This is a genomic window from Mucilaginibacter sp. (assembly GCF_036383575.1).
Classification (GTDB): Bacteria; Bacteroidota; Bacteroidia; order Sphingobacteriales; family Sphingobacteriaceae; genus Mucilaginibacter.
Genome location: NZ_DASVOB010000388.1, coordinates 1 through 11,191 on the forward strand (window position 1 = coordinate 1; position 11,191 = coordinate 11,191).

At 43.7% G+C, this 11,191-nt stretch carries 11 protein-coding genes; 7 read left to right on the forward strand and 4 right to left on the reverse strand.

What is annotated here, in order from left to right; translation table 11 throughout:
- Nucleotides 1-538: GH39 family glycosyl hydrolase (locus VF500_RS13585; RefSeq protein ID WP_414688579.1), on the reverse strand; the 538-nt coding region annotated here is incomplete at its 3' end.
- A gap of 264 nt (nucleotides 539-802) precedes the next feature.
- Between VF500_RS13585 and VF500_RS13590 the strand changes: the two genes are divergently transcribed.
- The 6 genes from VF500_RS13590 (at nucleotide 803) to VF500_RS13615 (ending at nucleotide 7,108) form a co-directional block, all read left to right on the forward strand.
- Nucleotides 803-1,606 carry a phosphatase PAP2 family protein gene (locus VF500_RS13590; protein WP_330860189.1) on the forward strand — a complete coding sequence of 268 codons (804 nt, stop codon included), beginning with the start codon at nucleotides 803-805 and terminating at the stop codon, nucleotides 1,604-1,606.
- A 133-nt stretch (nucleotides 1,607-1,739) separates the two neighbouring features.
- On the forward strand, nucleotides 1,740-2,141 hold the full coding sequence (locus tag VF500_RS13595) for a BlaI/MecI/CopY family transcriptional regulator (protein ID WP_330860190.1): 402 nt from the start codon (nucleotides 1,740-1,742) through the stop codon (nucleotides 2,139-2,141).
- 15 nt (nucleotides 2,142-2,156) lie between these two features.
- Complete coding sequence (locus VF500_RS13600) at nucleotides 2,157-3,764, forward strand: M56 family metallopeptidase (RefSeq protein ID WP_330860191.1); 1,608 nt, start codon at nucleotides 2,157-2,159, stop codon at nucleotides 3,762-3,764.
- A 153-nt stretch (nucleotides 3,765-3,917) separates the two neighbouring features.
- On the forward strand, nucleotides 3,918-5,450 hold the full coding sequence (locus VF500_RS13605) for a serine hydrolase domain-containing protein (RefSeq protein ID WP_330860192.1): 1,533 nt from the start codon (nucleotides 3,918-3,920) through the stop codon (nucleotides 5,448-5,450).
- 57 nt (nucleotides 5,451-5,507) lie between these two features.
- A complete protein-coding gene (locus tag VF500_RS13610; RefSeq protein ID WP_330860193.1) occupies nucleotides 5,508-6,356 on the forward strand; it encodes a hypothetical protein in 849 nt (282 codons plus the stop codon).
- A 92-nt stretch (nucleotides 6,357-6,448) separates the two neighbouring features.
- On the forward strand, nucleotides 6,449-7,108 hold the full coding sequence (locus tag VF500_RS13615) for an XAC2610-related protein (protein ID WP_330860194.1): 660 nt from the start codon (nucleotides 6,449-6,451) through the stop codon (nucleotides 7,106-7,108).
- Here the strand turns inward: VF500_RS13615 and VF500_RS13620 are convergent, their stop codons facing one another.
- On the reverse strand, nucleotides 7,109-7,687 hold the full coding sequence (locus VF500_RS13620; RefSeq protein ID WP_330860195.1) for a Crp/Fnr family transcriptional regulator: 579 nt from the start codon (nucleotides 7,685-7,687) through the stop codon (nucleotides 7,109-7,111).
- Nucleotides 7,688-7,817: 130 nt separating this feature from the next.
- On the opposite strand from VF500_RS13620, the gene mgrA reads away from it, so the two are divergent.
- Nucleotides 7,818-8,813, forward strand: coding sequence for an L-glyceraldehyde 3-phosphate reductase (gene mgrA / locus VF500_RS13625; protein WP_330860196.1), 996 nt, complete (start codon nucleotides 7,818-7,820; stop codon nucleotides 8,811-8,813).
- A 49-nt stretch (nucleotides 8,814-8,862) separates the two neighbouring features.
- On the opposite strand, the gene VF500_RS13630 is transcribed toward mgrA, so the two are convergent.
- Nucleotides 8,863-9,942, reverse strand: a complete 1,080-nt coding sequence (locus VF500_RS13630) for a hypothetical protein (protein ID WP_330860197.1) — start codon at nucleotides 9,940-9,942, stop codon at nucleotides 8,863-8,865.
- On the reverse strand, nucleotides 9,929-11,191 hold a 1,263-nt coding region (locus tag VF500_RS13635), incomplete at its 5' end, for an FAD-dependent oxidoreductase (RefSeq protein WP_330860198.1). The genes VF500_RS13630 and VF500_RS13635, both read right to left, overlap by 14 nt.

Consider the following 11,191-nt stretch of genomic DNA (forward strand, 5'->3'; position numbering starts at 1 on the left):
TTACCCATTGATAAACAAGCTCTTCCCATTTGTTATAATCTTTTGGTGGATACGCCCAGCCGGTGTAAACATCATCATAATTATCGCCTGGTTTCCAGTAATGGCGATAAGGTTTTGGGTGTGTCGATAAGGCTTCGGGCATAAAACCTACCTGGGCGTATGGCTTCATCCCCAGTTTAATATAAGTATCAAATATACTATCTACCAAATGCCAATTGTAAACAGGGTTTCCGTTGGCATCCTCGGTGTAGGCATTGGTCGATCCCCACTTTAGTGCCGCTGTACCATCGCCGCTGGTGAGCAAATTATGAACACGCATCCGTACAGGTACCGGGCTTAAAGCGGATAACTCGGTAAGGAGCTTACGCCCGTCCTTCATGTAGGTATAATTGGGTTCATCGTGACCAAACCATGCCCAAACTGGGTACATGTCGCCAACCTGGTCGTGTAAATTGATGGTGATATGGGCCTGGTCCTGGGCAAAAACATGGGTGCTGATAAGCAGCAGGAAACAGGGGATAAGTTTGAGGATCTTCATTCAGGTAGTTTGGTGGTTTATTGGAAGTGCAAGCCAAACATAGGTAATTTTATTTATTGTTAAAAGGACAATTAAAACGAAATCTATCAGCCTCAAAATCAATTTGAAAGGATATACAACATATAAGGTGTGATTTACGTTAACAGCGTGTTAATTTATTGTTTGTACGCTTCAGAAATTCTACAGAATTAAATTGTATAATTGTATTTATCAGCGCTTAATAAGGGGGATTCTTTGCAAAAGTTTAGGTTTTATTTTATTTCGATGCTATTGGCAGCTTCGTTTACGTTGCCATCATATGCCCAGGTTAAAGATACATTACAAAAAGTTGCAGTAAAGAAGGATTCTTTGCAAAAAGACTCTGCCAGGAATATCCTGACTTTGCCGGATACGGTTAAACATCTTGAAAGTAAATTTCCATCATACATACCGCCGGCTGCATTTATCACTTATGGTTTACTATCGTTAAAAGTAGGGTTTATACGCAATATTGATTACCGTGTACACAATGATATGAACAAGGATCATCCTGGTTTTCATACCAAGGTGGATAATTATATGCAATACGCGCCGATAGTATCAGTTTATGCACTGAACCTGGCAGGCATACATGGTAAAAATACTTTTATCGACCGCACTATGCTGCTTGTGCTTTCAGAAGCCATATTTGCTGGTACTACCTTCGGTTTAAAACGCGTTACTCACCGTGAGCGGCCTGATGGTTCAGATAAGTTTTCATTTCCATCAGGACATACCGGCAACGCCTTTGTTTCGGCCGAATTTATGGCACAGGAATACGGTGACCGTTCGCCGATATATGGAGGCGTAGGTTATGGTTTTGCGACCGCTACAGCTATATTGCGTGTATACAACAACAAGCACTGGTTTAGCGATATCGTAGCTGGGGCCGGTTTCGGTATCCTGTCAACCAAGGCTGCTTATTACCTGTACCCGCTGATCCGTAACAGTTTGTTCCGCGGTGGAAATGAGAAGAGCAATAACAATTCATTATTGCTGCCAACCTACCAGGACGGAAAGGTAGGCCTGACCTTCGCCAAAAGTTTTTAAAACACTGATCTTATTATGTATACTGTGCAACCACCTTACTATTAGGGTGGTTGTTTTGTTTTAGGTAGAAATTTTTTCCGATAAAAATAACTTAGCTATTGCAACGTACGTTTTTAATACATACCTTTGGTCTATGAGTTTGTTTAAAAAGGATATTACTGCTGATTTAACGCCCACCAAAACCGAAATGGATGTATTGCAGGTGTTATGGCAGTATGGCCCATCGACAGTGAGGTTTGTGCATGATAAGCTTAACGAGCAAAAGGAAGCGGTAATTTATACCAGTACCCTTAAGCTGATGCAGGTAATGAAAGAGAAGGGGATGCTTGAACGCGATGAAACCAATATGAAGCACATTTACAACGCGGTGGTTGAAGAAAACAAGGTAAAAGGTAATATGCTTGGCCGCTTTGTTGATTCAATGTATAACGGTTCGCCGAGCGATTTGATGGTAGCCTTGCTGGGTAACAACAAAACATCGGCCGAAGAACTCAAAAAAATAAAAGAGCTGCTCAAAAACATGGATGATAAATAATTAAACTTTACAGATATGTACCTGCTCCTTAACACCAACACCATTTCCCACAGCCTGATACAGGCTTTTAGCTGGATGCTGATCCATTCACTATGGCAGGGTATGTTGCTGGCGGTTATCAGTGCGGTGGTAATGCTCCTTACCAAAAAAACAAGTGCTGTAATAAGGTACAACCTGGTACTTGTACAGTTTTTATTATTTATTGCTGCCTGCATCTTCACTTTTGTTTGGGAATGGAATAAACCAGCTCAGCAAAGCATGGTGCAGTTTGGTAATGCTATAGGCGGCAGGGCATCGGCTTTATTAAGCCTTAATGCGGATGGGGTCCGGGCTTTTGCCAATACATGTGTGGGATATTTTACTGCCAATGCCCCTATGGTTGTGTTGTTATGGCTTGTGTTTTTCTTGTTTCGTTCGGTACGGATGATGCGCGGGCTCATGTTTATCCATACTGCTAAATACAGGCAGGTATCAGAACCCGTTGAATATTGGAGAAGCCGGGTTGAACAACTTTGCGAAAAGCTGCAATTGAAGCGGGCTGTAAAACTATTGGAATCGGGTTATGTAAAAATGCCGATGGTTTTTGGTCACCTGAAGCCGGTTATCCTGATCCCGGTGGGTTTATTGGCCGGGTTGCCGCCCGAGCAGGTGGAAGCAGTGTTACTGCATGAACTGGCCCACATCCGCAGGCATGATTATATCGTTAACTTTTTACAAACCATTGCCGAAACCGTATTTTTCTTTAATCCGGGCTTGTTATGGATCTCGGCCCTGTTGCGTGACGAGCGGGAAAACTGCTGTGATGATATCGCCCTCGCCCAAACAAAAAATAAGCGGGAGTTTATAGATGCCCTCATCAGTTTTAAAGAATATTCAATTTATGGCACAAATTACGCGGTTGCGTTTCCCGGTAAAAAGAACCAGTTACTGCAAAGGGTAAGCCGCATCCTGGGTAATAAAAGCAAAACGGTAACTTCGGGAGAGCGGGCATTTTTAATAGTTGGCGTTATTGTCCTTTCGGCAATTATAGCCACTGCCGCTATTGCCCAGATAAGGAAAGTTAATTACCCGGAAAATGGCAGCACTCATATATATAAACAGGAACAACGGATTATACAGCCTGCCGGTACGCAAGTAGTAGCAATTGCTAAGCCGAAACTTGCAAAACGTAAATACATTGCTGATGTTCAAAAAACTGTTCCTCCCATTGAAAATGTAGTTATGGCTAACGCCGAACCGGTGTCTCCACGGGAGCAGCTGGAGCGCGACGTATTAGCAGCAAAGCTGCGGGCCGAACAGGAAAATCAGCAGACAGTAACTGATAAAACAAAGCTTAACCCGGAACAGGAACAAGCCCGTCGTGATGAGGATCAGGCCAAACGCGATCAGGAACACGCCAAAGTAGAGCAAGAACAAGGCCGTCGGGATCAGGAGCAAGCCCAACGCGACCAGGAGCAAGCCATGCGTGATCAGGCGCAGGCTAAACTTGACCAGGAACAGGCCGAAAGGGACCAGGTACAAGCCAAGCGCGACCAGGAGCAGGCCCGGCGAGATCAATTGCAAGTAAAACAACCAATAGCACCCAAACCAGCTAAACCCAAAAACAGCGTAAGCGCACAGTAAATCAATTAACAACAGAACAGGCTTTTTTTACCGGGCAGCGCTGCCCGCAGGCGGAGCTTTGTATTTTTAATTCAGAAGAACCGGGATTTTACGAACCAGCTTTGACTGGGGTGGCATTGTATTGCCCTTTTACTAACAAAAATTTAATAAAAGATGAAGGAACATTATTTACCGAAAGGTATGGTGACTGCATGCCTGTTGCTTATACTTTTCAACGGGATAACCAGCGCTTTGCTGGCACAGGATAAGCAAAGGCGCCTGGATAGCTTGTTTACGACTTTATATGATCAGCACGAGTTTAACGGTAACGTGCTGGTTGCCAAAAAAGGAAAAGTTGTTTACCAGCGTTCGTTTGGCTATGCCGACGTGGCTTCAAAGTTGTTGAATACAAACCAAACTGCTTTTAACCTGGCTTCAGTGTCAAAGACGTTTACAGCGGTAGCTATTTTACAGCTTAAGAAAAACGGCAAGCTTAAATTGGATGATCCGTTCATCAAGTATTTTCCTGAGTTTCCCTGGAAGCAGATCTCCTTACGACATCTGTTATCACATACTTCCGGCTTGCCCGATTACCAGATCTTTGAAAAGCCTTACAGCGAAAACCCCGAAAAGATCTACGCCTTGAATGACCTGATCCCGGCACTGAAAAATGACAGTCGTGGTTTATTATTCAAAACAGGTGAAAGGTATAGCTATTCAAATACCGGTTTCGGATTGCTTGCGCTGTTAGTTGAAAAGCTGAGCGGTATGAAGTTCCAGGACTATTTGGCTAAATATGTTTTTAAGCCTGCCGGGATGGCCCATACTTACATTGAAACACCTCTGCTGCCGGTGGCCGACAAGAACCGGGCTCAGCGCTATGAATTTATTAGCTATTCGCCGGGGCAGTTGAAACGTGTCGATTCGGTAAAAGGCGATCATATCGAGTCGGTAATATTGGGTGCTATAATTGGGCCTACCGCGGTTGTGAGCACCATCGGCGACCTGCTAAAGTTTGATGAAGCTTTATACGGCGGCAAATTACTGCAACAGAAAGTGCTTGAAGAGGCCTTTGTCCCGACCTTACTTAATGACGGAAGTAAAGCAAGCGCTGGCTGGGCAAATACGAAATCATATTATGGTCTTGGCTGGGAGATACTACGGGACACAACTTATGGCAAAGTTGTATGGCATTCGGGTGGTTCATCTGGTGTGGTTACGTTATTTCTTCGCAATATAACCCGGAAGCAAACTGTTGTTATTCTTGATAATGTAACGCATCGCGGCCTTCATCCCGAAGGGCTTAATGCCTTTTATATTTTAAATAACGGGAATGATATCTACCGCGGCAAACGGTCGCTGGCTAAAGACTACGTAATAACCCTGCATCAGAAAGGCCCTGAAGCGGCAGCTACGCTTTTCAATAAACTCAAAACAGATACCAGCAACTATTTTATTGACGAGAAGGAGTTGAACAGGCTTGGTTATAATTTGATGAATGACGGTTTCCTGAACGAAGCTTTGGAAGTGTTTAAGTTCAATATCGTTTTGTTTCCGGCAAGTTTCAATACTTATGATAGTTACGCTGAGGCACTTGCCGGTGCGGGTAAAAAGGAAGATGCCATAAAAATGTACCAAAAATCAATTGTTCTCAATCCGCAAAATGAGGGTGGAAAAAAGGCATTGGAAAAACTAAAAGAAAAATAACAGGAATAAACAGATACAAGGCCTATAGCCTTCGCAAACTTTTAAATCAACAAAAAAATGAAAACAAATTATTTAAGAAGTGCCCTGTTGCTGATAGCTGCAACGGCGTTAACAACTGCTGCAAATGCGCAAAAGCCGGGAAAAAAAACGGCCTTCAACTCTTATAACAATTACGATACTTTTGATGGTAAGGGGCGCGAACGCATCCAAACCAACTGGAATGGAAAAACCTACCAAATGGAATTGGCAAACAACAAGCTGATGGCCCTGGCAGTAGACGGCGAAATTATCCCATCGATCAAATGGAGTGAATACAGCTCGGTGATAGCTTCTATCCGTGAGCAGATCAGGAAAGACAAGATCCAGGCGAAAAGGGATCAGGCACAAGCTAAACGAGATCAGGAACAAGCCGGTCGTGATCAGCAGCAGGCTAAACGCGATCAGGAGCAGGCAGCCCGTGATCAACAGCACGCAAAAGTTGAACAGGAGCAGGCCGAACGCGACCAGGTGCAGGCTAAGCGTGATCAGGAACAGGCCGCCAAAGACCAGCAGCAAGCCAAACGCGACCAGGAACAGGCGGGCCGTGATCAAGAGCAAGCTAAACGCGACCAGGAGCAGGCATCCCGCGATCAGATCCAGGCCAAGCGCGACCAGGAGCAGGCCGCCGAAGATCAGCGGGTATTAAAGCAGATGATCAGCGATTTTGTGGCTGATCGTATTATCCCGAACGAAGATGCACTGCATGATCTTTCATTTAACGGCGAAGAACTGATCATAAACGGGAAAAAACAGCCCGATAACGTATTTAAAAAATATAGCGAAAAATATCCCCGCTTTGCTAAAGGCAACACATCGTATGAAAACGGTAAAAGGCAGTTTAATGGGTTGCATATCCATCGAAATTAAATTGTATTAATTTATCATAATTATCTTAAAAAGGGCGCACCGTTTTAACGGTGTGCCTTTTTTGTTTAGATTAGAGGTGCAAATATTCCTTAATGAAAATCCTGCTTATCGCTGTCGCATTCCTAATTTGCCCTAATTATTTATTTGCCCAGGAAGATACTTATGAAACTACAAGTGCCAAAATTGACGGTGTGCGTTATAAGGCAATTTATAGAAGCAGCGATTGGTCGATATCAATTTTAAACGCTGATGGGAAAACAGTTTTGCATCTTAAAAATACTGATTATTATGATGAAGGCTTTTCCTCGTTCAAATTTGTCGATTTTAATGGTGATGGTTATAAAGATCTGTTTATTGAGCATATGTCAAATGTGCCTGGTCGTTGTGACCTGTTGCTGTACGATAGCCGTATTAAGAAATTTGCTCCTGTAAAAGATTTTCCGGATTATCCCGATCCTCAAAAATTGAAAGGCACTCATCTATATTATTCTTACCACCGTAGCGGTTGTGCTGACATGAACTGGGACAGCGATTTATTTAAGATTGTGAATAATAAGATTATTAAAATTGGCAATATCTCAGGATTGGGCTGTGAGAGAGATAAAAAAATGGGGATTTTTATATCTAAAATAAACGGTAAAGAAGAACGCCAGATACAGAAGTACCCGATCGGCGAGATTGAAAAATACAAGGATTATAAATGGGGATTTATTAAAAAGTATTGGGAACGCAATTCCCGTAAGTTTATATAGTTACTTCCTCAAATTCCGTGTCCTTAACTTACTCAAAAACTCGGGCGAAATACCCAAATACGAAGCTATATAATGTTGTGGCACCCTTTGCGGAATGCTGGGGTAACGGTTAATAAACTCCAGGTATTTTTCCATTGCAGTAGTGGAGATGGTTTTAAACAAGCGTTTTTGAACCACGGTTAAATGTCTTTGCAGCATGAGCCTGAACATGCGCTCCAGTTTGGGTACTTCGGTTAGCAAGCGCTCTTTTGAATCGCGGGTGAGGATGAGCAGTTCGCAATCTTCCAGGGTTTCAATGTACATGGTGCAGGGGCTTTGGTCCTGGAAACTGGCCAGGTCGCTTACCCACCAGTCTTCAACGGCAAATTGAAGGGTTACTTCCACGCCGTTCTCATCAATAATATATTCGCGGATACAGCCTTTGTTTACGTAAGCTTCAAAGTTGCAGATATCGCCTGCTGCAAGTAAACGGGTCTTTTTGGGTACTTTACGGTATTCCAAGATCTCATTAAATCGCGCCGTTTCCTCAGCAGTTAAACTAACTGATCGTGCCGCGTAATTGTTGATATTTTGAAACATGGTTCAAATATAAGTCACCCTGTAGGCATCCTTCCAAATTTTAGGCGGTAAATAATTTTATTTCTTGTCCCAGTTCAATGGATTTTTGTGAGAGATAAGCCAACTTTGGATTTTACTAATTATTTAAGATATGACCTATCTACCCAATCAAAACCGTTACCAGGATATGGAATACCGCCGTTGCGGTAACAGCGGTTTAAAACTGCCTGCGGTGTCGCTTGGCCTGTGGCATAACTTCGGTGGTATCGACAGCCTGGAGAATGCCCGTAATATTTTACGTTTGGCCTTTGACAAAGGCATTACCCATTTTGACCTTGCCAATAACTACGGTCCGCCGGCAGGATCAGCCGAAGAAACTTTTGGCCATATTTTTAAAGATGACTTTAAAAGCTATCGCGATGAATTGATCATTTCGAGCAAAGCAGGATGGGGCATGTGGCCGGGCCCTTATGGCGACTGGGGTTCAAAAAAATACCTGGTGGCCAGCCTGGATCAAAGCCTTAAACGCATGGGGCTTGATTATGTGGATATTTTCTATCACCACCGCCCGGATCCGGAAACCCCTATAGAGGAAACCATGGGCGCATTAGACCTGATAGTACGCCAGGGTAAAGCTTTGTATGTTGGTATCTCAAGTTACAGCGCCTCTGAAACCGAAAAAGCGGTTGCTGTATTGAAAGAACTTGGTACTCCATGTTTAATTCATCAGCCTAAATACTCCATGTTTGACAGGTGGGTTGAGGGGGGGGTGCTTGATGTGCTGGGAGATAAAGGTGTTGGCTGCATCCCGTTCTCACCGCTGGCACAAGGCTTATTAACCAATAAGTACCTGAAAGGTATCCCAGAAGGTTCAAGGGCTGCGGCTCACCGTGGTAACGGAGCAATTGACGAAGATGCCATAACTGAGCAAAATATAGCCAAATCTGCAAAGCTGAATGAGCTTGCCTTGCAGCGCGGTCAAAACCTGGCCCAGATGGCACTATCATGGATCCTGAAAGATAAGCGGATTACTTCGGTACTGATCGGCGCAAGTAAACCGGAACAGGTTACCGACTCTATCGGTTGTTTGGCCAATACTTCGTTTACAGATGAAGAGCTGAAGCTGATCAACAGCATATTAGCATAATGAAGATCTAATTCTTGTTAGCTCCCGGGCCTAAGCCGGGAGCTTTTTGCTAAGCTTCTTTTTGCTTCCGCATACGCCAAATAAAACCATCAAGCACATAATGGGTTGATTGCGGTAAGGCTAAAAGCGGAACGGTTAAGGCCAGCAGCATATCACTGTTAATGGACGGCAGTCCCGCAAATATCCTGAATACCGAAACGTGCTCTTTCCAGATAAGGCCATCCCAAAGACCTTCTTCTACATAAGCAAACAAAATAAGCAGCCCGATAAATGAAAATACCCCGTATTTGCTAAAAGTGACTTTCATGAATTTGGTACGATAGCTTTTCCAGCCGGTGAATTTTTTTTGCTCATAAAACCAAACCAATGCCATGTACGGGATGCCATGCGATACCACGTTGAGCGTGGTGAAAGCCATATCTCCGTTATAATAAACAATTCCGAAATACCATGACAGGAAAGTGCCCAACACTATCATGTTTTTAGGTAAATTAAACCGCCTGGTTTTTATGTAAAGCCAGGCTTCTTTTATGGTAAACAGTGCTATAGTAAGCAGGTAAATGATCTTTGCGGCTATAAGCAAGCCTTCAAAATGGAATAAAACGAAATCGCCATTAACAAACCAGTTGAAGTTTTTTTTTGAGCCGGCAAAATGCCAGTATAGCAAGGGGTATATGGTAGCTATATAAATAGTAGTATTGTCAAGATACTTAAATAATGATGTTTGATTTTCATGGCGCGAGTAAATACGCAGAAAGCCATATTGCTGCCTTATAAAATGGTAAACAGCAAGGTATGCCAGCACCCGCCAAAAAAATATGCCGCCCGCCAGGTAAAGCATTGCGCCGCCTATATAACAAAACAAGGGAACTGCTATAAGTACGTGGGGCTGCTTTTTAAATTCGGGCGGATTAAAATAAGTGCGGTAAAGTGTACTGTAAACATGGGCAACATCAATCATTACAATCAGCACAACCCAGTATTGCACCGGCATCAGTACCGAATTTTTGAACTGGGCAGGAAAAAGCATAACAATAAACAAGGCGATAAACGGTGGCGACAGGATAAAGATCCCGTCGGGGATGGCGTTTTTTACCCATGGTTGTTTGCCTGTTTTAAGCTGTTCCATTGTTATGTTCAATAGCCTGTTGTGCCGCCCTGATGCCCTGGTGAAAGGCCTCTTCAAAAATTGAAATCCCGCTAAGGTCGGTATGCGCGAAAAAGATCTGATCGTTAACAGCCTCCTTTGCGTGTTTGCGGTTATCGCCCCAGATATAATTTACCGACGGAGCTATCATGCCGTGGCCCCAAAGCCACATATCGGCTTGTTCAATATGTTCGGTTATGCCGGGGTGCATCTGTTCCATTTCGCTTATCACTATATCCAGCCACTGCTCATAGGTGCGGGTGTAGGCGGCAAGCCTGGCCACGCGTGGTTCCTTATCGCAAAGTGGTAGATAGTAAGTGATCACCTTTTTTGCTTCCACCAGCTTTATATCCTGCTGATTTGCATTTACATAACCTACCGATGGCGTGTTATAGGCTACGTTATCCCAGCAAAGCACCATGCCTTTAGCAGCGGTGGGGATCTCATTAACGGTAAGGTTGGCTATAAGCCATGGCGAATAATGCAGCTTACTTACATCAAAGCCCGGTCGTACAATGTTTTTGAGCAGTTTTTGATTAACAAACTGAGGCGATGCCATGATCAGCTTATCGGCATGAAAAATAGCAGATGTATTTTGTTTAAGGTCGAGGACTTTTACCGCAACCTTGCCATTGTGCTCCAACTGAATATCGTAAGCGAGGTGCGATGTTAGGATGTGACCTTTAACCGGCTCCTTTAATTTTTTCATCAGCCAGCCGTTACCTTCAGGCCAGGTAATTACCGCGTTTGGGTCGGCATTGGCAGCAGTTCCTTTCCGGGCAGAGAAATAATGCAGACCGGCCCATGCACTCACGTTCATGGCCGGTGTGCCATAATCATCCTTACAGCAATAGTTTAAATACCACAATAAGTAGGGCGAGTTAAAACCGTTTTCTTTTAAATAATCCTGAAAACTTATCCTGTCGAGCTTGCGATAAGCATCATCGACCGAGCTGTTATCCAGCGGGATATCAAAAGCGTATTTGCCATCGTTTCCGCGGGCGTTTTTGAGCTGGGTTACCAGGTTGAAAAAACGTACTACCTGCTTGCGGTCATTATCGGTAACACCAAAATCGGGGACTATGCCTTCCTGCCAGTGCCCGTTGATGAGCAGTCGTTCTTCAGGATCAAAGCAAAGGTAAAACTCGTTATAAAAAGGCAGCCCCTTTTCATCAAAGTGAGTGATCACGCCACTCTCCTGTAAAAAATCTACCAGCAGTTTATCATCATT

Coding starts and splice junctions, on each gene's coding strand:
- VF500_RS13590 (WP_330860189.1), top strand. CDS start 803: ATGCTATTGGCAGCTTCGTTTACGTTGCCATCATATGCCCAGGTTAAA.
- VF500_RS13595 (WP_330860190.1), top strand. CDS start 1,740: ATGAGTTTGTTTAAAAAGGATATTACTGCTGATTTAACGCCCACCAAA.
- VF500_RS13600 (WP_330860191.1), top strand. CDS start 2,157: ATGTACCTGCTCCTTAACACCAACACCATTTCCCACAGCCTGATACAG.
- VF500_RS13605 (WP_330860192.1), top strand. CDS start 3,918: ATGAAGGAACATTATTTACCGAAAGGTATGGTGACTGCATGCCTGTTG.
- VF500_RS13610 (WP_330860193.1), top strand. CDS start 5,508: ATGAAAACAAATTATTTAAGAAGTGCCCTGTTGCTGATAGCTGCAACG.
- VF500_RS13615 (WP_330860194.1), top strand. CDS start 6,449: ATGAAAATCCTGCTTATCGCTGTCGCATTCCTAATTTGCCCTAATTAT.
- VF500_RS13620 (WP_330860195.1), bottom strand. CDS start 7,687: ATGTTTCAAAATATCAACAATTACGCGGCACGATCAGTTAGTTTAACT.
- mgrA (WP_330860196.1), top strand. CDS start 7,818: ATGACCTATCTACCCAATCAAAACCGTTACCAGGATATGGAATACCGC.
- VF500_RS13630 (WP_330860197.1), bottom strand. CDS start 9,942: ATGGAACAGCTTAAAACAGGCAAACAACCATGGGTAAAAAACGCCATC.